Genomic DNA, 23571 nt, shown 5'->3' with positions numbered 1-23571 from the left:
TCATCAAAGTGAGGCTCCCCTAATGCATAAACACCATAAGCGTAGCCTCTTACTTGTTGAAAATCAACACGGGAGGCGAGGAGTGTCGCGAAAGTATCTGTTGTTTGGCTTAATAGTGATTTGCTTCACTGTTTTATTATTGACCTGGATGGTTCGTGATTCGCTATGTGAATTACAGCTCAGGCAGGGAAATAGTGAGCTGGTGGCATTCTTAGCCTGTGATAGTAAACAGTAAGAGCATCTGGCGGGGATCTATCCCCACTATGCTTGCAGTGTCAGGCATTCTCAATGCACCCTTTCATTGTTCACCAAATAAATCATTTGCCTCCTGATATCAGGAGGCCTTTTTATTTTTAAACGATTGTTGAATTAAACGGGCTTGAAATTCATAGCGGAGTGTGGCTATCCTATGCCCCGACGAATCCCTCGTCTCACTGGAGCGCGCCCTACAAATGAACAAACACGACTGATGAACTTCACGCCTTACCTCGCAGACGTTGCGGGTAGGGGAGTATTGATTTCATTCAGGAGTGCTTATGGCTCATTGCGCCCACATCCCCGCTTTTGTTTTACATCAGGTCACCTGTCAGTTTGCGACGGGGCAGACCCTGTTTGGTCCTCTCAGCGTCTCGCTGGAACCGTCCCTTTGCGGTCTGGTCGGCCGGAACGGCGTCGGTAAGTCGCGTCTGTTGCGCCTGCTGGCGGGCCTTGATTCTCCTGCCGGTGGCCATATCGAGCGCGCGGCTTCCATTGCCTGGGTGGCGCAGCAGCCGACGCTTACGCCGGAGACCACCCTCGCTACGCTGCTGGGCTATGCGCCGGTCTTTGACGCCTTGTACCGCCTTGAACAGGGTCATGGACTGGCCGACGATTTCGAGCTATTGGATGGCCACTGGGATCTCCCCGATCGCCTGAGTTTAGCTTTCCGTGATGCCGGTCTCCCGCCGTTCTCTGCCGAGCGTCCCGCTTTTTCACTCAGCGGCGGCGAGCGGATGAAGGCCCTGCTGTGCGGCGCCTTTGTTTCGGGCGCCGATTATCTGCTGCTGGATGAGCCCACCAACCATCTGGACAGTGAGGGGCGAGAGTGGCTCTATCAGCAACTGGAAAACTGGCACGGCGGAGCTTTGATCGCCAGCCACGATCGTCAACTGCTGGCGCGGATGCCGAGGATCATCGAGCTGACGCCGACGGCGCTGCGCAGCTACGGCGGCAACTATGACGAATATCAGCGGCAGCGCGAGGCGGAGCAGCAGGCGGCGCGCGCGGCGCTGGACCATGCGACGACCGAGCGGCGACGCACCCGCGCGCGAATGCAAAAAGAGCATGATGCTGCCCAGCGGCGCTCGGCGCAGACACTGCGTACCGTTGATACCCTGAATATCGCCTCTTTCGAACGCGTGAAGTACAAAGGCGCGGCAAAAGAGCGTCCGGGAACGCTGCGCCGTCAGCATCGTGAACAGAACAGCAGTCTGAATGGCGCTGTGCAGCAGGCGCGAGAGCGGGTGGAAGAGGATACGCCGGTGATGTTCACCCTGCCAGGCAGCGAAGTGGCGGCGGGCAAGCAGGTGCTGGTCGTGGAAGCATTGCAACTCGCCCATTCCCCCGCTGCGCCGCTGGACTGGCGCGTGGATGGTCCGATGCGCGTCGCGCTGCGAGGGCCGAATGGCTGCGGCAAAACTACCTTGCTGAAAACGCTGCTGGGGCTGGAGCAGGCCGCCTCAGGCGATGCCCGGCTGTCGGTGAGCGCCGCTTATCTGGATCAACATCTGACGCAGCTGGATCTGTCGTTATCGGTGATAACGCATCTGAGCCTGGAAGATACTCCGCTGGATGAGGGGCTGCTGCGGACCCGTCTGGCGCAGCTGCAGCTGGGCGCCGATAAGGTCAACCTGCCGCTGGCGGCGCTCAGCGGCGGCGAACGCCTGAAAGCGGCCCTGGCCTGCGTGCTCTGGCGACGCGATCCGGCCCAGCTGCTGTTGCTCGATGAGCCGACCAACCATCTCGATTTAGCGTCGACACAGGCCATTGAGTGTGCGCTGGCGACGTTTCCCGGCGCGTTGGTGGTGGTGTCGCATGACGAGGCGTTTCTGCAGGGGTTGAAACTCACCCACAGCCTGACGTGGGGGGAAACGGGCTGGCACGATACCCGACTCTGAATGCCCGGCAGCCGCCATCGTATGCTGGCGGCGGCTGGCGACAGATAAAAAAAATCCCCGCCATCAGGCAGGGATTCTCGATTCTTAGCGGCTTGAACTTACAGAGAAGTTACGTTGCCAGCTGCCGGGCCTTTAGCGCCGCTTTCGATGGTGAAGGAGACTTTCTGACCTTCATCCAGGGATTTGTAGCCATCGTTCTGGATAGCAGAGAAGTGTACGAACACGTCTTTAGAGCCATCGTCAGGAGTGATGAAGCCGAAGCCTTTGTCAGCGTTGAACCATTTTACGATACCAGTCATTTTACCGGACATAGTGAATTACCTTTAAAAAAATAAGTGAGCCTTGCGGCGTAGCGGTCTGGACTACAGATTTAAAGCGATAAAGGGAAAGTTCACTACGGGGGTATCTTTGGATAACCTTAGAAGGACTGCTCTATTCGACTGCTCTGTGGTCTGTACATCAAACCTGCGAGCATTAACGCACGTTCAGCACCTGATAGCAAACTTTTTTTTACGGCGCAGCGGCAAAAGCTCCCTTACTGGCCCTTGCCGCTGCGCGCTGGATTAATCGAGTAACTGTCTTGAAAGCTGAGGATTGGCCTGAATCAGGCGCATTAATTTCAGCTCTGTGGGGGACGGTCTTACCCGTCTCGACTCCCACTCTCTTACCATGGCGACGCTCACGCCCATGGCGTTGGCGAAGTCGTCAATCTTAAGTCCAGTGCCTTTACGCAGCTGTTCAAATTCACTAAACACAGTGGACTTACGGTTTGAGGTAAGTGTCTGATTATCGTCCTTAAAAACGATGTGTTCCAGGCTGCTCAGCAGTTCAAACACGGGATCTTTATATTCCATTGAGAACTCCTTTTATCACACAGCGGAAGAGATTTTTCTAAAGCTCTTTAAGAATAGTCAGAAAAAGGCGTAAAGGATGGTAACGTCCGTGATTATTTGCCAGCAGGTTATCGAATCGGCCCCGTCAGCCAAACGGCAACGGGGCCTAAGAGAATGATTACTAACGCGATGGCGTGGCTTCGAAAATTTTTGTAAACGGATAAGAAAAAAGCGGCAAAGCCGGCGCGGGCCGCCGGCTTATCGATCAGGCTTTCTGCAGACCTCTCGCGTCCTCTGTCGCCACGGGCGCTGATTTACTGACCCGGTATTTAATCAGCAGCGCGATGGCTGACAGGAACGCCGGGATGGCCAGCAGGGTGAAAATGGTCTCAAAAGAGAGCTGGGCCTGCATCAGGAAGGCGCCGCTGAACGCACCGAGGATCCCGCCGAAGCGGCCGATACCCAGCATCCAGGCGACGCCGGTGGCGCGCCCTTGCGTCGGGTAGAAGCCTGCCGCCAGCGCCGGCATCGACGACTGCGCGCCGTTCATAATACTGCCGGCGATAAACACCATCACTCCCATCAGCGCCAGGCTGCTGGTGGAGAAGCCGACCAGACAGACGAAAACGCCGGTCAGCAGCCAGCCGACGGCCACTACCTTATTGGGGTTGATCTTGTCCATCAGGGCGCCGAGGATCAGCACGCCAATTCCGCCGCCGAGCGGGAACAGAGCGGTGATAATTGAGGCCTGACTCATCGATGCGCCGGTTTCACGGATCAGCAGCGGCAGCCAGCTGGTCAGGAGATAGAAGATCAGCAGACCCATGAAGTAGGTCAGGCACAGCATCACGGTACCCACTGCGTAGCGCGGGGAGAAAATGACGCCGATAGCCGACTTCTCTTTCACCTGGCCTGCTTCGCGCAGCTCAAATTCCACCGCCTCCGGCAGCGGCGCGATACGCCGCAGGATGGCGGCAATGCGCTGCGCCGGCTGACGCTTCACCACCAGATAGCGGGCGGACTCCGGCAGCAGGAAAATTAAAGCCACCGCCAGCAGGAGAGGCATCACGCCGCCCAGCACCAGCACGCTCTGCCAGCCATAGTGCGGGATCATCCAGGCGGATAAAAAGCCGCCCAGCGACGATCCCATCGGAAAGCCGACGAACATCAGGTTCACCAGCAGCGCCCGACGGCGCTCCGGCGCATATTCGCTCATTAACGTGGCGGCATTGGGCATCGCTGCGCCAAGGCCCAGGCCGGTCAGAAAGCGCAGCAGCGTCAGTTGGTTAAGGCTGGAGGCAAAAGCGGTGAGCAGGCTGAATCCGCCGAACACCACGATCGACATAATCAGCACTTTCTTGCGGCCGATACGATCAGCCAGCGGTCCCGCGGTTAACGCGCCGACGGCCAGGCCCACCAGCGCAGCGCTCATCACCGGGCCGAGGGCGGATTTTTCCACGCCCCACTCCTGGACCAGGTCGGAGGCGATGAATCCGATGATCGCGGTGTCGAACCCGTCCATCGCGACGGTGATGAAGCAGAGCGCGAGGATCATCCACTGGTAGCGGGTGAAGGGGTGCTCGTTGATAAAGGCCTGAATGTCGATGGTTGTCTTAGTCATACGGCTTTCCTGGCAGACTGAGCGAGGGACAGAGGTTTGTTATTATCGTCGCCTTCGCGTCATTGAGTTTGATTTGTGCGATAATCGAACGCATCGCCGTTAATCGCTCATTCATCAAATCATTGAAGCGCTGACCAGGCAATCCGGGCGCGCGCCAAAGCGTGCGATTATCGTCCGCTTCCGGGCGAGGCGCCGGTTGATGGATTTTTTGTTTAAAGAATATCAATAAGTTACGTGATATGCGTCGGCCTGATTTAAAGCGCATATTTGTGATGCGCATAACAGACGCGCCAGGCGGCGATAGCGGCGTATGGAATGGCGTTTTTCCTGCGTAAGATTAGCAGTAAAAGGTATCCTGCGAGGCCGAGCTGGACTATCCTTGTCAGCGTCTGGCACGTGTGTGTCTTTGTGCGCTTTTTTTGGCTGAAAGGAGTAAAAAAATGGCGACAGGAAAGTCCTGCTCTCGCTGGTTTGCGGCTATGGCGGCCTTATTAATGGTGGTTAGCCTGAGTGGGTGTTTTGATAAAGAGGGCGATCAGCGCAAAGCGTTTATCGACTTCCTGCAGAATACGGCGATGCGTAGCGGTGAACGACTGCCGACGCTGACCGCCGATCAGAAAAAACAGTTTGGGCCGTTTGTCTCTGACTACGCGGTGATCTACGGCTACTCGCAGCAGGTGAGCCAGGCGATGGACGCTGGTCTGCGCCCGGTGGTGGATAGCGTCAATGCGATCCGCGTTCCGCAGGACTATATGACCCAGCGCGAGCCGCTGCGTCAGGCGAACGGCGCGCTGGGCGTGCTCAGCCAGCAGCTGCAGAATGCCAAAATGCAGGCTGATGCCGCGCATGGCGCTCTGAAGCAGGCTGACGATCTCAAGCCGGTCTTCGATCAGGTATACGCCAAGGTCGTCACCGCGCCAGCCGACGCGCTGCAGCCGCTGATCCCGGCCGCGCAGATCTTTACCCAGCAGCTGGTTCAGGTGGGAGATTTTGTCGCTCAGCAGGGGACCCAGGTGAGCTTTGTGGCCAACGGCATTCAGTTCCCGACCTCGCAGCAGGCCAGCCAGTATAATGCGCTGATTGGGCCGCTGGCGGCGCAGCATCAGGCGTTTAATCAGGCATGGACGGCGGCGGTGAACGCCACCCGCTAATGCCCCGTCTGGCTGACGTGAGCTGCGGCGAACGGGCTGGATGACGGACAGAATGCAAAAAGAACCCGGGGAGGGCGATGGCCGCCGCTACCCGGGTTTTTTTATGGCTTATTTTACCTGCGGATTGACGCAGTTTTTCTCGACCTTGCCGTTCAGGGCATCGATCAGGTTATCCACCGCGCAGGCCGCCATGTTGTAGCGCGTCTCATGGGTGGCGGAGCCGATATGCGGCAGCGCGACGACGTTCGGCAGGCTCAGCAGCGGCGAATCTTTAGCCAGCGGCTCGTGCTCGAAGACATCAAGGCCGGCAGCGTGAATCTCCCCCGCCTGCAGGGCGGCGATTAGCGCCTGCTCATCGACCACCGGGCCGCGCCCGGCGTTAATAAAGATGGCGGAAGACTTCATTTTGGCGAACTGCGCCTGACCGAACAGATGGTGGGTCTCTTCGCTCAGGGGCAGGATCAGGCAGACAAAATCGGCTTCCTGCAGCAGGGTATCGAGATCGCAATAGCGGGCGTTGAAGCGCTCTTCTGCCTGTGGATGCTGGCGGCGCGCGTTGTACAGGATCGGCATGCCGAACCCGAAGTGGGCGCGCTGCGCCAGCGCCATGCCGATGCGGCCCATGCCGACGATACCTAAGGTTTTATGGTGTACGTCGGTGCCGAACCAGTCTGGCCCAATGCTCTTCGTCCACTCGCCCGCTTTGACGCGCTCCGCCACTTCCACCACCCGGCGGGCGGTGCTCAGCACCAGCGCCATGATCGTGTCGGCGACGGTCTCGGTCAGCACGGTCGGGGTATGCATCAGCAGCACCCGGCGGGCGTTCAGCGCCTCGACGTCGAAGTTGTCATAGCCAACGGACACGGTGGAGGTCGCACGCAGCTTCGGCATCTTCTCCAGCAGCGCGGCGTCAACCTTTTCGCTGGAGCCCAGCAGGCCCTCAGCCTGGGCGAAGGCCTCAGCGTGCTGCGAAACGGTCTCCGGCCGCAGGTTTTTCACCTGAGTGACGGAAAAGTGCTCCTCCAGACGCTGTAGCAGGTCGTCGGGAAGCGTTTTATAGAGAATGACAGACGGCTTCATGCGAATCTCCGTAGTGTGAGTCGTTCAGGCGTGATGAGCGCCAAGTGGAAGGTTTTGATTATTAGCAGGCTTAACAATCAAAGTCAGCCATACTGAGGCGAAAAGCGCCACCCCCATAAAAATATAGGAAGCTGCGGGGCTGCCGGTGGCGCCGTTCAGGTAGCCGACAAACCACGAGCCGCAGAAGGAGCCCAGGGCGCCCATGCTGTTGATCAGCGCCATCGCGCCGCCGGCGACGTTGCGTGGCAGCATTTCCGGAATAATGGCGAAGAAGGGGCCGTAAGGCGCATACATTGCCGCACCAGCCACCACCAGCAGGGTGTAAGAGACCCAGAAGTGGTTGGCGCCGACCGCCCAGGAGCCGATGAAGGCCAGTCCGCCAATCAGCAGCAGCGGCCAGACGAACAGTTTACGGTTCTGCATTTTATCGGAGGCCCAGGAGACCACGATCATGGCGATAGTCGCCGCCAGGTACGGAACCGAAGAGAGCCAGCCCACTTCCACCATCCCCATATTTTCGCCGCCGCTGCGGATAATCGACGGCAGCCACAGTACAAAACCGTACACGCCGATGCTCCAGGCAAAGTACTGAGCGCAGAGCAGGATCACGTTGCGGGAGCGGAAGGCCTCGCCATAGTTACGCACCGCTTTGATGCCCTGCTGTTCACGATCCAGTTGTTCCTGCAGCGCGGCTTTTTCACTCTCCGCCAGCCAGGATACCTGCGACGGTTTATCTTTCACCAGCACCCACCAGCAGAAGGCCCAGATCACCGCCGGCACCCCTTCGATGATGAACATTTCCCGCCAGCCGAAGGCCTGAATCAGGTAGCCGGAGACCACCGACATCCACAGGACCGTCACCGGGTTGCCGAGGATCAGGAAGGTGTTGGCCCTTGAGCGCTCGGATTTGGTGAACCAGTTGCTGATATAGATCAGCATCGCCGGCATCACCGCCGCTTCGACGACGCCGAGGATAAAGCGAATGGCCGCCAGCGCCGGGATATTATGCACAATCCCGGTCAGGGAGGCGCAGCCGCCCCACAGGATCAGGCAGATAAAGATCAGTTTGCGAACGCTGCGGCGCTCCGCATAGATAGCGCCGGGGATCTGGAAGAAGAAGTAGCCGAGGAAGAACAGGGCCCCCAGCAGGGAGGAGATCCCCTTGGTGATGCCCAGGTCTTCGGTAATGCCTGCCGCGGAGGCGAAGCTGAAGTTGGCGCGGTCGAGGTACGCCAGGCTATACGTGATAAACACGATAGGCATGATGTACCACCAGCGTTTCGTTGCATTTGTTGAGCTATTCATAGGCTTGCCTCTGTCAATGAGGTGACATACGTCCGTCGAAACGGACGCTGCTGTGCCGCGCTGCAGGTAGGGTACAGGACGGCTGTTATGGTTGCGTATAAATGTTATTCGCCCAGCGCGTCGCGGGTGGGCAGCCCCTCGCTGTCGCCCTGGACCTGAATGGCCAACGAACCGATTTTATTGCCGCGGTTCACCGCCTGAAGCAGGGTTTTGCCTTCCAGCAGGGCGCTAATCACCCCGACAGCAAAGCCATCGCCGGCGCCGACGGTATCGACGACGTTTTCGACTTTGATGGCATCAACCGTTCCCTGTTCGCCGCTGGCGCTCTTGAACCAGGCGCCGTCGCAGCCGGTTTTAATGACCACCGCCTTGACGCCGCGCGAGAGATAGAAATCGGCGATCCCCTCCGGGGTCTGCTGGCCGGTGAGGATGACGCCCTCTTTTAAGCCTGGCAAAACCCAGTCAGCCTGGAAGGCGAGACGGTTGAGTTTCTCCACCATCTCGGCTTCGCTTTTCCACAGCACCGGCCGCAGATTGGGGTCGAAAGAGAGGGTTTTGCCCTCGGCTTTCATGACCTTCGCCGCATGCTCCAGCAGCGCATATGAGCTTTCAGAGAGCGCGGCGGCCACACCGCTCAGGTGCAGATGACGGGCGCTGGTGAAGTAGTCGGCGCGAAAATCGTCCGGCGACAGATGGCTGGCGGCAGAACCTTTACGGAAATATTCCACAATGGGATCGGTTCCATTTTCGACTTTCGATTTCATCTGGAAACCGGTAGCGAAGCGGTTGTCGATGGCGACAGCGTGGCTATCGATCCCCTCTTTCGCCAGCGATTGCAGTACGAAGCGGCCAAAGCTGTCGTTGCCGACGCGGCTGACCCAGCCGACCTTCAGACCCAGGCGCGCCAGGCCGGTGGCGACGTTCAGCTCAGCGCCGGCGACACGTTTCATAAAATGCTCCACCTCGGCCAGATCGCCGGTTTCGGTGGCGACAAACATGGCCATAGCTTCGCCGATGGTGATGACATCTAAATTTTCCACGGCTTATTCCTCGCGTAACAGGTTGACGTAGCGGCGGGTCACGGCCGTCAGGTCATGGCCAGTCAGCGGAAACTCGATTCCACGCGGCGCGTCGGCGGGAAGATTATCGAGCAGGGCCAGCCAGCGGTCGGCGGCCTGATCCGGCGGCACAGCGCGGAATTTCTCCTGATGAGGCTCCGCCGCTTTTACATGAATATAGCTGACCGCCGGCGCAAGATGGCGGGCGGCCTCTTCCGGCGAATCGCCGACCCACAGCCAGTTGCCCATATCAAACGTTAAGGTGATCGGCAGCTGATGCACCCGACAGGCGGCTTTGAAGCGCTGCATCGGCGCCAGCTGGCCGCAGTCGGTCTGGTCATTCTCCACCACCAGCGCCATGCCGCTGTCGCTGAGGATATGGCGCAGTTCGTCGAGCTGCTGGTTGTGGCGGAAATGGCCAAGGGAGAGCTTCAGCCACAGGGCGTTAAGAGTCTGCGCTTCCGCGAGCAGCGTCGGGAGATGCGGGTTAAGCTCGCCGTTGTCGGCGAACAGCGCCTGGGGCGCGGAGTAGCAGGCCAGCAGGCCGTGGCGCTCAATGGTGGCGGCCAGCGTCGGCAGGGCGTTGAGCTCTTCGGCGCTGAACAGCTCGCGGCGGATTTCGACGCCGTCCGCGCCGGCGTCGGCGATAAACGGCAGGACGGCGGCCTGGCCGCCTAAGGATTTAACATGGTCATTACCATACGCAGCGGTAACGACAATAATTTTTCTGGCCATCGCGCTCTTACTCCCGGCGTTTGTTGCTTAATCTCCTTATTACGCTAGATGGTATCGGTTCCATAAGAAAGGGCGAGATGTTTAATTTATGATCGGCATCACGAAGGATCGTTAATGGGAAGTTGATCCGCGGACGATAAGCTCGCCGGAGAAGACCCGCTCGCAGATGGGGTCATTACTGCCAGCAATGCGCCGAATCACCTGTTCCACCGCCGCGTAGCCGATCTGCCACGTCGGCTGTTTGAGGGTGGTGATGCCGACGCCAGCCAGCTCCGCCCACTCCAGTTCGTCGAAGCCCAGCAGGCCGATATCGCTGCCCCAGATCAGGCCGACGCGCTTCAGGGCGCGGGCCACCTGCAGCGTCAGTGCGCCGTTGGCGGAGATCACCGCTTTGCGCATCCCGCGGTGGCGGGCGTGGAACTGGCGCAGGACGTTGTCCATCATCGCGCCGTCGTTGAGCTGCACTTCGGCGTTTTCGGCCACCACGCCGTGGTGGCGGGTGAGCGTGGCGCGGAAGGCGCTCAGGCGCTCGCGGCGGGTATTGACCGACCCCAGCGGTTCGCTAAGAAACAGGATGGCCTCAAAGCCTTTCTCCACCAGGTGTTCGGTGGCGGTAGTGGCGGCCTGGGCGTTATCAAGCCCGACCACATCGCAGGCGAAATCGGGGATTTTACGGTCAATCAGCACCATCGGCAGGGCCGACTGCTGCAGCCGGTTCAGGCCATCCTCCCGCATGCCGACCGCGTTGACGACGATGCCTTCCACCTGGTAGCTGCGCAGCAGGTCGAGGTAGTGCAGCTCCTGATCCAGCTCGTTATTGGTGTTACACACCAGCAGAGTGAAGCCCTTTTCCCGGCAAGCCGCTTCAATGCCGCTCATAACGTTGACCGAATAGGGGTTGGTGATATCGGCGATGATCAGGCCGATGAGGCGGGTTCGGCCGTGCTTGAGGCCGCGGGCCATCAGGCTGGGGCGGTAGTCGAGTTCGGCAATGGCTTGTTCAATACGTGATAACAGATCGTCGGAAAGCAGATGCTTCTCGCCGTTAAGATACCGTGAAATGCTGGTTTTGCCGGTCTTTGCGGCTTTCGCCACATCGCTAATGGTTGCACGCGCCGCTTTCGCCATGGTGGCTTCCTTTGCTGAAAATCTGACAACACCTTAGCGCGAAAAATAGCGATATCAAGCATTTTGCCCGGCAGAGGCGCGGCCGGGCAACATGAGGATGCGCTTATTGCAGCGGGCTGAGGGTGATTTCCACGCGACGGTTCTGCGCCTTGCCTTCCGCCGTGCTGTTGCTGGCGATGGGGTTCGCCGGGCCCATGCCGGTGGTGCGAATGCGGTTGGCCGCCACGCCCTGGGTGATCAGCGCGCTGGCGACGCTGTCAGCACGCTGCTGCGACAGACGCATATTCAGGTCCTTACTGCCGGTGCTGTCGGTGTAGCCGACGACGTTAACGGCGGTTTTCTCATACTCTTTCAGCACCATGGCCACGCCGGTCAGGGTGTTGGCGCCGGCCGGTTTCAGGTTGGCGCTGTTGCTGTCGAAAGTGACGTTATTCGGCATGTTCAGCACGATGTTGTCACCATTTCGCGTCACGCTGACCCCGGTTCCCTGCATTTTGTCGCGCAGCTTCGCTTCCTGCACGTCCATGTAGTAGCCAATGCCGCCGCCCAGCGCCGCGCCTGCCGCTGCGCCAATCAGCGCGCCTTTGCCGCGGTCGTGTTTGGAGGAGGAAAGCGCGCCGACGCCAGCGCCCACTAAGGAGCCAATACCTGCGCCAATACCGGATTTGCCAGCTTCACGCTCACCGGTATAGGGGTTGGTGGTGCAGCCGGAAACGGCCAGGGTGCCGCTGACCAGAGCCGCAATCATAAGTACGCGTTTTTTCATTTAATGTCCTTAATCCTTTTTATTCTTTGCCACAGCGAACGTGACGGTTGATTATGACGCGCGAATACGTAGAAAATTCCCCGCATACCATCTCATTTTGTAAATAACATTGAACGGCGTCGATCGCGCCGTCACCACACCTGCCTTCGCTGACCAGGAGCCGCCTTTGCCAACCTCATCTGCAACCAAAACCATTTTAACCGCCGCCCACTGGGGACCGATGCTGGTGGAAACGGACGGGGAAAACGTCCTCTCCTCCCGCGGCGCGCTGGCGACGCCGTTTGCCAATTCGCTGCAAACGGCGGTGCGCGACCAGGTGCACAGCAAAACCCGCGTGCGCTACCCGATGGTGCGCAAAGGCTTTCTCGCCTCTCCGGACAAGCCCCAGGGGGTCCGCGGTCAGGATGAATTTGTGCGGGTGAGCTGGGAGCAGGCGCTGGATCTGATCGATGCCCAGCATCGTCGGATCCGCGAAAGCTATGGACCGGCCTCCATTTTTGCCGGCTCCTACGGCTGGCGTTCTAACGGCATCCTGCATAAGGCGGCCACCCTGCTGCAGCGCTATATGAGCCTGGCGGGCGGCTACACCGGCCATCTCGGGGATTACTCCACCGGCGCGGCGCAGGCGATCATGCCTTACGTCGTGGGCGGCAATGAGGTGTATCAGCAGCAGACCAGCTGGCCGCTGGTGCTGGAGCACAGCGAGGTAGTGGTGCTGTGGAGCGCCAACCCGCTGAACACGCTGAAAATTGCCTGGAACGCCTCCGACGAGCAGGGTATCCCGTGGTTCGACCGGCTGCGCCAGAGCGGCAAGCGCTTGATCTGCATCGATCCGATGCGATCGGAAACGGTCGATTTCTTTGGCGATTCGATGGAGTGGATCGCGCCGCATATGGGCACCGACGTCGCGTTGATGCTGGGTATCGCCCATACGCTGGTGGAGAATGGCTGGCAGGACGACGAGTTTCTTGCCCGCTGCGCCAGCGGCTACGAGATTTTTGCCCGCTATCTGACCGGTGAAAGCGACGGCGTGGCGAAAACCGCCGACTGGGCGGCGGCTATTTGCGGCGTCTCAGCTGATAAGATCCGCGAACTGGCGAAACTTTTCCACGAAAACACCACCATGCTGATGTCTGGCTGGGGCATGCAGCGCCAGCAGTATGGCGAGCAGAAACACTGGATGTTGGTCACCCTGGCCGCGATGCTGGGGCAGATTGGCACCCCGGGGGGCGGGTTTGGGCTTTCCTACCATTTCGCCAACGGCGGCAACCCGACCCGCCGCGCGGCGGTGCTGGGCTCGATGCAGGGGAGCGTGGCCGGTGGCGTGGACGCCGTGGAGAAGATCCCGGTCGCGCGGATTGTCGAGGCGCTGGAGAAACCGGGTGCGGAGTATCAGCACAACGGCATGGCGCGGCGCTTCCCCGATATTCGCTTTATCTGGTGGGCCGGCGGCGCTAACTTTACTCATCACCAGGATACCAATCGCCTGATTCAGGCCTGGCAGAAACCAGAGCTTATCGTCATCTCCGAATGCTTCTGGACCGCCGCCGCGCGTCATGCCGATATCGTTCTGCCGGCGACTACCTCGTTTGAGCGCAACGATCTGACGATGACCGGGGACTACAGCAATCAGCATCTGGTGCCGATGAAACAGGTGGTCGCCCCGCGGGGTGAAGCGCGCGATGATTTCGCGGTCTTTGCCGACCTCAGCGAACGTTGGGAGGCGGGCGGCCGCGAGCGCTTTACCGAAGGGAAGAGCGATCTGCAGTGGCTGGAGACCTTTTATCAGATGGCCGCCCGGCGCGGCGCCCAGCAGCAGGTGACGCTGCCGCCGTTTGCCGAATTCTGGCAGGCTAACCAGCTGATTGAGATGCCGGAGGCGCCGGAGAATGCCCGTTTCATCCGCTTCGCCGCCTTCCGCGACGATCCCCTGGCCAACCCGCTGAAAACGGCGAGCGGTAAAATTGAGATCCACTCGCCGACCATCGCCGCCTTTGGCTACGCCGACTGCCCGCCGCACCCGATGTGGCTCGAGCCCGACGAGTGGCATGGCAACGCCGAGGCGGGGCAGCTGCAGCTGCTGTCGGCCCATCCGGCACACCGTCTACACAGTCAACTGAACTACTCCGCGCTGCGCGAACGCTATGCCGTCGCCGGACGCGAACCGTTGACTATTCATCCGCAGGATGCCCGGGCGCGGGGGATTGCCGATGGCGATCTGGTGCGGGTGTGGAACGCCCGCGGTCAGGTGCTGGCCGGCGCGGTGGTGACGGAGGGGATCCGCCCGGGGGTGATATGCCTGCATGAAGGGGCGTGGCCCGACCTGGATCCGGTGGCGGGCATCTGCAAAAACGGGGCGGTGAACGTCTTAACCAAAGATATCCCGACATCCCGGCTGGGCAACGGCTGTGCCGGGAACACCGCCCTGGCGTGGCTGGAGAAATATACCGGCCCGGCGCTGCCGCTTACAGCATTTGATCCGCCGGCCAGCGCATAATCCAGGTGGGGTGCTGAGTATCGTCCTGCCATGCGCAATCTTCAATGCGGAAGCCTTGCGCATGGTAGAAACTGACCGCTGATTCGTTTTTCTGATAAACCTCAAGGCTAAGCCAGGCGTAGTGCTGCTTGACTTCATCCAGCAGCGCCCGGCCAATGCCCTGGCGAATGGCGTCCGGCGCGACGAACAGCGCGCCGACGAAGCGGGACTCCAGCACGCTGACAAAGCCTTTTAGCTCTCCGTCGCGCTCCCAGACCCAGGTGCTGGCGGCGGGAAGATAGACGTCCCGTACCACCGCGACGCTGTCGCGCCAGTAGCTTTCGCTGATAAAGGGATGGGCATGGATCGTACTATCCAGCCACAGGGCCAGCAGCGGTGTATTATCTTTAGCGACCCACTTGCGGATCATCCTGACCTCCCGGGTGACAGAAGCAGCCGGTGACATGGTCGTTGACCAGCCCGCAGGCCTGCATAAAAGAGTAACAGATTGTCGAACCGACAAACTTAAAGCCGCGTTTTTTCAACGCTTTAGAAAGCGCATCAGAGGCCGGCGTCGTGGTCGGGATCTCCGCCAGCGTCGCCGCGCGGGTGACCTGCGGCGCATTGTCGACGAAAGACCAGACAAAATCAGTGAACGACTCGCCATTTTCCTCCATCGCCAGATACGCCCGGGCGTTGCCGATAATGGCCTGGATTTTTCCCCGATGGCGGATAATCCCGGTATCCTGTAGCAGCCGCTCGACATCATCGTCCCCCATCGCCGCCACGCGCACCGGATCGAACTGGTGAAAAGCCTGGCGATAGTTCTGCCGTTTTTTTAACACCGTGATCCACGACAACCCGGCCTGCTGGCCTTCAAGGCAGATCATTTCAAACAGCCGCTGGGACGCTTTTTGCGCGACACCCCATTCGGTATCGTGATACTCGATATATAACGGATCCTGACTCACCCATCCGCAACGCTGCATAGCTATTTCTCCCTCTGCGCTAAAAAAGTGGACGCCCCGGCTTGACGACTGAAAGATAAAGATAATAGTTAATACAGGGAAATCGTATCCCCAAAAAAACACAGCAATAATGCCGATTCGGCTCTTTTCTGGAGTCGCATTAATGATAATAAAGAAATGCAATGGCCTCCGGGGGTTCTTGTTCCCGGTGTGCGTATCCGTCTGGGTATCGTGTGTCTCTGGAGCGAATGCCTGGCAACAGGAATATATCGCTATCGATACAAAAAGTAATACGTCGGAACGTTATACATGGGATAGCGATCACCAACCACGCTATGAAGATATCCTCGCCGAGCGGATGAAGTCGTCTGAAACGCCGGGCGGACTGACTTTAAACCAGGGGCTGGCGCCGCCGGACAGCAGCCGGGGGATGAGCGTCGGCTGGAATTATCTGCTGGCAAACGGCATGACCTCCGGGCCGGTGGCCAGCCTGCGCAGCGACTACAGCGCGCCGGCGACGAAAAGCGTTGGCGAGACGGGATATGTCAACACGCTCGGCTGGCGTATGGATTATCAGTCGCTGTGGGGCGTGCACCCCTGGGCTCAGGTGAGCTATAACCAGTCGCTCGCCAGCGATGCCTGGTCGCCGACCACTCGCGCCAGAGAGGGCGGCTGGAGTGATGTCACCCTGGGCGCCGATATGCCGCTGGGATCGCATGTGGCGGCATGGGCCACCCTGTCGCAGGCGGATAATGTCCCGTCGGGGGAAAATACGCTCTATCTGATGGGGGTCAGCGCCAACTTTTGAGCGGGGATTGTTACGCGTTTGAAACGATGCGGTTATTGTTAAATCTCAGTAATGGCGCATTTCTGTGAGATAGCGCACACTAACTTTTTTGCTGATATTCGCGGAATGAATGTCATGCAATGCCATTCATTCCGCCATTAATGCATTTCATTCCCTGCTGATGGCAGTTCATGCCTTTTTCCCCCACTGGATGAGGGGCCTTCGCTATTGTGGCGGCAGTTAATTTATCAGGACAACTGCTATGAACGCTGCAAACCGTCAATCGACCCGCTGGCTTACGCTTATCGGCACCATCATCACCCAATTCGCTCTCGGTTCGGTTTATACCTGGAGCCTGTTTAACAGTTCACTGTCTGACAAACTGGGCGAACCGGTCAGCCAGGTCGCCTTCTCCTTTGGCCTGCTGAGCCTCGGGCTGGCGCTCTCCTCGTCGGTCGCCGGCAAGCTGCAGGAGCGTTTCGGCGTGAAGCGCGTCACCATGGCCTCCGGGATCCTGCTCGGACTGGGCTTCTTTCTGACCGCGCACTCCAACAGCCTGATGATGCTGTGGCTGAGCGCGGGCGTGCTGGTGGGGCTGGCGGACGGCGCCGGTTATCTGCTGACCCTGTCGAACTGCGTGAAGTGGTTCCCGGAACGCAAAGGGCTTATTTCCGCCTTCTCCATCGGTTCCTATGGCCTCGGCAGCCTGGGGTTCAAATTCATTGATACTCATCTGCTGGCCACCGTCGGTCTGGAAAAAACCTTCGTCATCTGGGGCGCTATCGTGCTGGTGATGATCGTCTTTGGCGCGACCCTGATGAAAGATGCGCCAAATCATACGGCGACCACCGCGGCCAACGGCGTCGTGGAAAATGACTTTACTCTCGCCGAATCGATGCGTAAACCGCAGTACTGGATGCTGGCGGTGATGTTCCTGACGGCCTGCATGAGCGGTCTGTATGTGATTGGCGTGGCGAAAGATATCGCGCAGGGGATGGTCCATCTGGATGTCGCCACGGCGGCCAATGCGGTAACGGTTATCTCAATCGCTAACCTTAGCGGTCGCCTGGTGTTAGGTATCCTGTCCGATAAAATCTCCCGCATTCGCGTGATCACCCTCGGTCAGGTGGTGTCGCTGGTGGGGATGGCCGCGCTGCTGTTCGCTCCGCTGAATGCCATGACCTTTTTCGCCGCGATTGCCTGCGTCGCCTTTAACTTCGGCGGAACCATCACCGTCTTCCCGTCGCTGGTCAGTGAATTCTTCGGTCTGAACAACCTGGCGAAAAACTATGGCGTCATTTATCTGGGCTTTGGTATCGGCAGCATCTGTGGTTCCCTCATCGCTTCGCTGTTCGGGGGCTTCTACGTCACCTTCTGCGTGATCTTCGCTCTGCTGATTATTTCGCTGGCGCTTTCCACCACCATTCGTCAGCCGAAAGGCAGTGTCTATAGCGAGGCGCACGCCTGAAACCTGCAGCGTGAAACGTGCCCCTGATTAATACCCTAAGCAAATAGTGCCAATCCAGCCAAATGTTTTGTAAATGTTTGGCTGGATCACATTCCCTCCTGATACTTTTCCCGTTCCCTGTGGTCTACTTATCGCGCTTTGTAGAGGTTTCTGATAACCAACCCTAACGCACCCTATTAGCCTACTGACTCATGCCACAGCGTCAGGCGGTGTTTTATTCTTCTTTTTCCAGGTTTGCTTGCATGAAATATATTAGAACGATGACGCAGCAGAAGCTTAGTTTTTGGCTGGCGCTGTACATCGGCTGGTTTATGAACGTCGCCGTTTTTTTTCGGCGTTTCGATGGTTATGCTCAAGAGTTCACTTTCTGGAAAGGGCTTTCCGGTGTCGTTGAACTGGTGGCCACGGTCTTTGTCACCTTCTTCCTGTTACGTCTTCTGTCGCTGTTCGGCCGCCGTATCTGGCGCATTCTGGCGACGCTGATTGTTCTGTTTTCCGCCGCCGCCAGTTATTACATGACGTTCCTCAACGTGGTGATTGGCTACGGGATTATCGCCTCGGTGATGACCACCGATATCGACCTGTCGAAAGAGGTCATCGGCTGGCATTTGATCCTCTGGCTGGCGGCGGTGAGCGCCCCGCCGCTGCTGTTTATCTGGAGCAACCGTTGCCGTCATACGCTGCTGCGCCAACTGCGTACCCCGGGCCAGCGGGTTAAAAACGTGCTGATCGTGGTGCTGGCCGGCCTCATCGTCTGGGGTCCCATCCGCCTGCTTGAGCTGCGCCAACACGATGTAGAGCGCCATTCAGAAGTGGATATGCCGAGCTACGGCGGGGTGATCGCCAACTCCTACCTGCCATCGAACTGGCTGTCGGCGCTGGGGCTGTACGCCTGGGCGCAGGTGGATGAATCCTCAGACAACAAATCGCTGATTAACCCGGCGAAGAAATTTACCTACGTCGCCCCGGAAGGGCTCGATGACACCTACGTGGTGTTTATCATTGGCGAAACCACCCGCTGGGATCATATGGGCATCCTCGGCTATAGCCGCAACACCACGCCAGAGCTGGCGAAAGAGAAGAATCTGGTCGCCTTCCGCGGCTACTCGTGCGATACCGCCACCAAGCTGTCGTTACGCTGCATGTTTGTGCGTCAGGGCGGGGCAGAGGATAATCCGCAGCGGACCCTCAAAGAGCAGAACGTCTTTGCGGTGCTGCATCAACTGGGCTTCAGCGGCAATCTGTACGCCATGCAGAGTGAGATGTGGTTCTACAGCAATACGATGGCCAACAATATCGCCTATCGCGAGCAGATTGGCGCCGAACCGCGTAACCGCGGCAAGAGCGTTGACGATATGCTGCTGGTGGATGAGATGAAGCGCGGTATGGCGCAGGGCAACGCCTCCGGTAAGCACCTGATCATCCTCCATACTAAAGGCTCGCACTTTAACTATACCCAACGCTATCCGCGCAGCTTCGCCCAGTGGAAGCCGGAGTGTGTCGGCGTCGACAACAAATGTTCTAAAGCGGAGCTGATTAACTCCTACGACAACAGCGTGACCTATGTCGATCACTTTATCGTCAGCGTCCTCGACCAGCTGCGGGATAAGAAAGCGATTGTGTTCTATGCCGCCGACCATGGCGAGTCGATTAACGAGCGCGAACATCTGCACGGTACGCCGCGCAAGATGGCGCCGCCGGAACAGTTCCGTGTGCCGATGATGGTCTGGATGTCGGATAAATATCTGGAGAATCCCGATCATGCCGCCGCGTTCGCCCATCTGCAGCAGCAGGCCGCGATGAAGGTGCCGCGACGCCACGTCGAGCTGTACGACACCATTATGGGCTGCCTCGGCTATACCTCGCCGGATGGCGGAATCAACGAGAACAACAACTGGTGCCGCGTGCCGGCTTCGAAGAAAGCGGCGAAGGAATAGCAATAGTGGCGAGATTCTCGCCGCTTGATTGATTTTTTGCTAATAAGGCATTGACGGGGGTGCATCCCAGCAGTAAGATGCGCCCCGCATTCGGTGATTGGCGCAGCCTGGTAGCGCACTTCGTTCGGGACGAAGGGGTCGGAGGTTCGAATCCTCTATCACCGACCAAATTCAAAAAGCCTGCTCAATGAGCAGGCTTTTTTGCATCTGTAGCCTGTGAGGATGAGAACCTCCGGGGGCAGGAGGTTCGACTCGAGCGCAGCGAGAGAACGTTGCGTCAGCAACGGCCCGCAGGGCGAGCCACAAAGTGGCGAGTCATCCTCTATCACCGACCAAATTCGAAAAGCCTGCTCAACGAGCAGGCTTTTTTGCATCTGTGGCCAGTGAGGATGAGAACCTCCGGGGGCAGGAGGTTCGACTCGAGCGGAGCGAGAGAACGTTGCGTCAGCAACGGCCCGCAGGGCGAACCACAAAGTGGCGAGTCATCCTCTATCACCGACCAAATTCGAAAAGCCTGCTCAATGAGCAGGCTTTTTTGCATCTGTAGCCTGTGAGGATGAGAACCTCCGGGGGCAGGAGGTTCGACTTGGGTTCCGTAGGCCCGCGCAAGCGCAGCGCCGCCGGGCATCATCAGCGCGCTACTGGCCAAAACCCCATCAAAATCACAAAAAACGTCTTTATCCCCATTTCCAGCCAGCTGTTCGCTATTTTGTGACATCTTCCATTGCATTTTTTTATCGATGAACAGATCTTTTTTCGCGAAGCTTATGGCTAAATGCAGCATTTTCCGCTGTGCGTTTTAACGTTCACGCTATTAATCGCTCACATATTGGTCACATAGTAAGAAATTTTTCTCATTTGCTGGCATTGTTTCCAACTGGGTGTCGCACCTTAATAAGGTCTTTATTCTGCATATTCGCCTGTAGCATAAATTTCTCTGCTGAAAATAGCGTCTTGAAGTTTTTTTAATCTTTGCCTGCCGTTTCTCACGCTGGATGTAAAACCCGGCTGGCTGTATTGACGTTTCCCCATTCTGTTGACAGATTGTAGGGCATGAGGGGCATTTCATGGAGAATCCGTACTGCAACTCAGTCGTTTTTGCGAAAGGAATCCCCATCTCTCTCTACGCCTTCGGGCACCACCGACCGGACCGGGTATATTCTAAATAGTTCGCGCTGCGGGAAGGCGGCAAGTTTGCGAATCCCCAGGAACATAGATAACGATGTGACTGGGATAATCGAGCGCAGCCAACGCATCCGTGGTTCGAAATATGACGAATAAAAATAAATAAAGGTCTGGCGGATATATGCAAACAACATCACAGTTTTGGAGCAGAATAATGAGTATTTCCTTGAAGAAATCAGGGATGCTGAAGCTTGGTCTGAGCCTGGTCGCCATGACCGTCGCCGCCAGCGTGCAAGCGAAAACCCTGGTTTATTGTTCAGAAGGCTCGCCGGAAGGCTTTAACCCACAGCTCTTCACCTCTGGCACCACCTATGACGCCAGTTCCGTACCCATCTACAACCGCCTGGTCGAATTCAAAACCGGTACGACGGAAGTTATTCCGGGACTGGCTGAGAAATGGGAAGTTAGTGCGGACGGAAAAACCTATACTTTCCACCTGCGTCAGGGCGTGAAGTGGCAGGATAATAAAGACTTTAAACCAACCCGTGACCTGAACGCCGATGACGTGGTGTTCTCCTTCGATCGTCAGAAGAATACCAATAACCCGTACCATAAAGTTTCTGGCGGCAGCTATGAATACTTTGAAGGGATGGGGTTACCAGACCTGATCAGCGAAGTGAAGAAAGTGGACGATAAAACCGTCCAGTTCGTCCTGACCCGCCCGGAAGCGCCGTTCCTCGCTGACCTGGCCATGGACTTCGCTTCCATTCTCTCTAAAGAGTATGCCGACAACATGCTGAAAGCCGGCACGCCGGAAAAAGTAGACCTCAATCCTATCGGTACCGGTCCATTCCAGCTGCTGCAGTACCAGAAAGATTCCCGCATTCTGTATAAAGCCTTCCCGGGCTACTGGGGCACCAAGCCGAAGATCGATCGTCTGGTCTTCTCCATCACCCCGGATGCCTCCGTGCGCTACGCCAAGCTGCAGAAAAATGAGTGCCAGGTGATGCCGTATCCTAACCCGGCGGACATCGCGCGCATGAAGGAAGATAAAAACATTACCCTGCTGGAGCAGCCGGGTCTGAACGTCGGTTATCTCTCCTTCAACACCGAGAAGAAACCGCTGGACGAGGTGAAAGTTCGTCAGGCGCTGACCTACGCGGTTAACAAAGAAGCGATCATCAAAGCGGTTTACCAGGGCGCAGGCCAGGCGGCGAAGAACCTGATCCCGCCGACCATGTGGGGCTATAACGACGACGTCAAAGACTACACCTACGATCCGGAGAAGGCGAAGCAGCTGCTGAAAGAAGCGGGCCTGGAAAAAGGCTTCACTATCGACCTGTGGGCGATGCCGGTACAGCGTCCGTATAACCCGAACGCCCGCCGTATGGCGGAGATGATCCAGGCCGACTGGGCCAAGATTGGCGTCCAGGCCAAGATCGTCACCTACGAGTGGGGCGAGTATCTGAAACGCGCGAAAGCGGGCGAGCACCAGACCGTCATGATGGGCTGGACCGGCGACAACGGGGATCCGGATAACTTCTTCGCGACCCTGTTCAGCTGCGCCGCGGCGAAAGACGGCTCCAACTACTCGCGCTGGTGCTATAAGCCGTTTGAAGATCTGATTCAGCCGGCCCGTGCCACCGACGACCACAACAAGCGTATTGAACTGTACAAACAGGCTCAGGTAGTGATGCATGACCAGGCTCCGGCGCTGATCATCGCTCACTCCACCGTTTACGAGCCAGTGCGTAAAGAAGTCAAAGGCTATGTGGTGGATCCGCTGGGTAAACACCACTTCGATAACGTCTCTGTCGAATAATAAGCACGATGCCTGACCCCCTCTCCCCGCGTGGGAGAGGTGGGGGGCGTATTCCCGCTATTCCGGGGAATGCTTTTGTGAGCAATACAGACGCCCTGTCGCCAGGCGGGGCGTCACTAGAGAGAATCCGGGTTATGTTGCAGTTTATTCTCCGACGTCTGGGACTTGTCATCCCGACATTTATCGGTATCACCCTTCTCACCTTTGCCTTCGTCCATATGATCCCCGGCGATCCGGTGATGATTATGGCGGGCGAACGTGGTATTTCCCCCGAACGTCACGCGCAGCTGCTGGCCGAAATGGGCCTTGATAAGCCGCTGTGGCAGCAATATGCCCACTATATCTGGGGCGTGCTGCACGGCGATTTAGGCATCTCGCTGAAAAGCCGCATTCCCGTGTGGCAGGAGTTTGTCCCGCGCTTTAAAGCCACCCTTGAGCTGGGCGTCTGCGCGATGATCTTCGCCGTCGCCGTCGGCATTCCGGTGGGCGTGCTGGCTGCGGTAAAACGCGGCTCCATCTTTGACCACACCGCGGTGGGCCTGGCGCTGACCGGCTACTCGATGCCTATCTTCTGGTGGGGCATGATGTTGATTATGCTGGTTTCGGTACAGCTGAACCTGACGCCGGTCTCCGGGCGCATCAGCGATACGGTGTTCCTTGACGATACCCTGCCGCTGACCGGCTTTATGCTGATCGACACCGCCATCTGGGGCGAGCAGGGCGACTTTATTGACGCCTTAATGCATATGATCCTGCCCGCCATCGTGCTGGGCACCATTCCGCTGGCGGTGATCGTGCGTATGACCCGGTCGTCGATGCTGGAAGTGCTCGGCGAAGACTACATCCGTACCGCGCGCGCCAAAGGCCTGACCCGGATGCGGGTGATTGTGATCCACGCGCTGCGTAACGCGATGCTGCCGGTGGTCACGGTGATTGGCCTGCAGGTGGGCACGCTGCTGGCGGGCGCCATCCTGACGGAAACCATTTTCTCATGGCCTGGTTTAGGCCGCTGGCTGATCGACGCGCTGCAGCGTCGCGATTATCCGGTGGTGCAGGGCGGGGTGCTGCTGGTGGCGACGATGATTATCCTCGTCAACCTGCTGGTCGACCTGCTGTACGGCGTGGTGAACCCGCGTATCCGGCATAAGAAGTAAG

At 58.2% G+C, this 23571-nt stretch carries 21 protein-coding genes, 1 tRNA gene and 2 other RNA genes; 12 read left to right on the top strand and 12 right to left on the bottom strand.

The window, feature by feature from the left end:
- Positions 1 to 82: 82 nt before the first annotated feature.
- Both hokA and ACLH1U_RS18270 read left to right on the top strand, forming a co-directional pair.
- The gene (hokA, locus tag ACLH1U_RS18275; protein WP_032454338.1) at positions 83 to 235 is read left to right on the top strand and encodes a type I toxin-antitoxin system toxin HokA; all 153 of its coding nucleotides are present in this window, start codon (positions 83 to 85) and stop codon (positions 233 to 235) included.
- A gap of 301 nt (positions 236 to 536) precedes the next feature.
- Positions 537 to 2156 carry an ATP-binding cassette domain-containing protein gene (locus ACLH1U_RS18270; protein ID WP_411299387.1) on the top strand — a complete coding sequence of 540 codons (1620 nt, stop codon included), beginning with the start codon at positions 537 to 539 and terminating at the stop codon, positions 2154 to 2156.
- Between the two features lie 98 nt (positions 2157 to 2254).
- Here ACLH1U_RS18270 and cspA read toward each other — a convergent pair whose 3' ends face one another.
- The 4 genes from cspA to ACLH1U_RS18250 form a co-directional block, all read right to left on the bottom strand.
- The gene (gene cspA / locus ACLH1U_RS18265) at positions 2255 to 2467 is read right to left on the bottom strand and encodes an RNA chaperone/antiterminator CspA (RefSeq protein WP_000014594.1); all 213 of its coding nucleotides are present in this window, start codon (positions 2465 to 2467) and stop codon (positions 2255 to 2257) included.
- Positions 2468 to 2719: 252 nt separating this feature from the next.
- Positions 2720 to 3010, bottom strand: coding sequence for an HTH-type transcriptional regulator (locus ACLH1U_RS18260; protein ID WP_004205010.1), 291 nt, complete (start codon positions 3008 to 3010; stop codon positions 2720 to 2722).
- Between the two features lie 244 nt (positions 3011 to 3254).
- On the bottom strand, positions 3255 to 4610 hold the full coding sequence (locus tag ACLH1U_RS18255) for an MFS transporter (RefSeq protein ID WP_065805284.1): 1356 nt from the start codon (positions 4608 to 4610) through the stop codon (positions 3255 to 3257).
- Positions 4603 to 4890: a hypothetical protein gene (locus ACLH1U_RS18250; protein ID WP_064158052.1), complete on the bottom strand. Its 288-nt coding sequence runs from the start codon at positions 4888 to 4890 to the stop codon at positions 4603 to 4605. Before ACLH1U_RS18250 ends, ACLH1U_RS18255 begins: the two co-directional genes overlap by 8 nt.
- 160 nt (positions 4891 to 5050) lie before the next feature.
- On the opposite strand from ACLH1U_RS18250, the gene ACLH1U_RS18245 reads away from it, so the two are divergent.
- On the top strand, positions 5051 to 5761 hold the full coding sequence (locus ACLH1U_RS18245) for a DUF3053 domain-containing protein (RefSeq protein ID WP_002921929.1): 711 nt from the start codon (positions 5051 to 5053) through the stop codon (positions 5759 to 5761).
- 108 nt (positions 5762 to 5869) lie between these two features.
- Here the strand turns inward: ACLH1U_RS18245 and ghrB are convergent, their stop codons facing one another.
- From ghrB to ACLH1U_RS18215, 6 genes are all read right to left on the bottom strand, one after another.
- Complete coding sequence (ghrB, locus tag ACLH1U_RS18240) at positions 5870 to 6841, bottom strand: glyoxylate/hydroxypyruvate reductase GhrB (RefSeq protein ID WP_023291320.1); 972 nt, start codon at positions 6839 to 6841, stop codon at positions 5870 to 5872.
- A gap of 24 nt (positions 6842 to 6865) precedes the next feature.
- Entirely contained in the window at positions 6866 to 8146 is a 1281-nt protein-coding gene (locus ACLH1U_RS18235; protein ID WP_004205006.1) for an MFS transporter, read from the bottom strand.
- A 104-nt stretch (positions 8147 to 8250) separates the two neighbouring features.
- Positions 8251 to 9186, bottom strand: a complete 936-nt coding sequence (locus ACLH1U_RS18230; RefSeq protein ID WP_008806889.1) for a sugar kinase — start codon at positions 9184 to 9186, stop codon at positions 8251 to 8253.
- 3 nt (positions 9187 to 9189) lie between these two features.
- Entirely contained in the window at positions 9190 to 9939 is a 750-nt protein-coding gene (locus tag ACLH1U_RS18225; protein WP_044525022.1) for a sugar phosphate isomerase/epimerase family protein, read from the bottom strand.
- 111 nt (positions 9940 to 10050) lie between these two features.
- Entirely contained in the window at positions 10051 to 11067 is a 1017-nt protein-coding gene (locus ACLH1U_RS18220) for a LacI family DNA-binding transcriptional regulator (RefSeq protein ID WP_411299386.1), read from the bottom strand.
- A gap of 103 nt (positions 11068 to 11170) precedes the next feature.
- Positions 11171 to 11833: an OmpA family lipoprotein gene (locus ACLH1U_RS18215; RefSeq protein WP_023291317.1), complete on the bottom strand. Its 663-nt coding sequence runs from the start codon at positions 11831 to 11833 to the stop codon at positions 11171 to 11173.
- Positions 11834 to 11999: 166 nt separating this feature from the next.
- Here ACLH1U_RS18215 and ACLH1U_RS18210 point away from each other — a divergent pair, with 166 nt between their 5' ends.
- Complete coding sequence (locus ACLH1U_RS18210) at positions 12000 to 14330, top strand: molybdopterin guanine dinucleotide-containing S/N-oxide reductase (protein WP_411299385.1); 2331 nt, start codon at positions 12000 to 12002, stop codon at positions 14328 to 14330.
- Here ACLH1U_RS18210 and ACLH1U_RS18205 read toward each other — a convergent pair.
- Both ACLH1U_RS18205 and tag read right to left on the bottom strand, forming a co-directional pair.
- Complete coding sequence (locus ACLH1U_RS18205; protein ID WP_032454332.1) at positions 14299 to 14739, bottom strand: N-acetyltransferase; 441 nt, start codon at positions 14737 to 14739, stop codon at positions 14299 to 14301. The genes ACLH1U_RS18210 and ACLH1U_RS18205 overlap by 32 nt on opposite strands.
- Positions 14717 to 15298 (bottom strand): DNA-3-methyladenine glycosylase I, encoded by a 582-nt coding sequence (gene tag / locus ACLH1U_RS18200; protein WP_064158048.1) that lies wholly within the window; start codon positions 15296 to 15298, stop codon positions 14717 to 14719. The genes ACLH1U_RS18205 and tag overlap by 23 nt, the downstream gene beginning before the upstream one ends.
- 142 nt (positions 15299 to 15440) lie before the next feature.
- Here tag and ACLH1U_RS18195 point away from each other — a divergent pair, with 142 nt between their 5' ends.
- From ACLH1U_RS18195 to dppB, 8 genes are all read left to right on the top strand, one after another.
- Positions 15441 to 16085, top strand: coding sequence for an autotransporter outer membrane beta-barrel domain-containing protein (locus ACLH1U_RS18195; RefSeq protein WP_077271771.1), 645 nt, complete (start codon positions 15441 to 15443; stop codon positions 16083 to 16085).
- Positions 16086 to 16326: 241 nt separating this feature from the next.
- Complete coding sequence (locus ACLH1U_RS18190; RefSeq protein WP_023291312.1) at positions 16327 to 17532, top strand: MFS transporter; 1206 nt, start codon at positions 16327 to 16329, stop codon at positions 17530 to 17532.
- A 242-nt stretch (positions 17533 to 17774) separates the two neighbouring features.
- Positions 17775 to 19469 (top strand): kdo(2)-lipid A phosphoethanolamine 7''-transferase, encoded by a 1695-nt coding sequence (gene eptB / locus ACLH1U_RS18185; RefSeq protein ID WP_023291311.1) that lies wholly within the window; start codon positions 17775 to 17777, stop codon positions 19467 to 19469.
- A gap of 91 nt (positions 19470 to 19560) precedes the next feature.
- Positions 19561 to 19637 (top strand) — tRNA-Pro (locus ACLH1U_RS18180).
- 34 nt (positions 19638 to 19671) lie between these two features.
- Positions 19672 to 19804: non-coding RNA, RtT sRNA (locus tag ACLH1U_RS18175), on the top strand.
- 34 nt (positions 19805 to 19838) lie between these two features.
- Positions 19839 to 19971: non-coding RNA, RtT sRNA (locus tag ACLH1U_RS18170), on the top strand.
- Positions 19972 to 20808: 837 nt separating this feature from the next.
- A complete protein-coding gene (gene dppA / locus ACLH1U_RS18165) occupies positions 20809 to 22416 on the top strand; it encodes a dipeptide ABC transporter periplasmic-binding protein DppA (RefSeq protein ID WP_023291310.1) in 1608 nt (535 codons plus the stop codon).
- 134 nt (positions 22417 to 22550) lie between these two features.
- The gene (gene dppB / locus ACLH1U_RS18160; protein WP_002921786.1) at positions 22551 to 23570 is read left to right on the top strand and encodes a dipeptide ABC transporter permease DppB; all 1020 of its coding nucleotides are present in this window, start codon (positions 22551 to 22553) and stop codon (positions 23568 to 23570) included.
- Position 23571 lies beyond the last annotated feature (1 nt).

This window comes from Klebsiella sp. 1SOBk5mer, from assembly GCF_046603115.1.
GTDB lineage: Bacteria > Pseudomonadota > Gammaproteobacteria > Enterobacterales > Enterobacteriaceae > Klebsiella > Klebsiella quasipneumoniae.
This window is presented reverse-complemented; position numbering and strand designations above follow the sequence as displayed.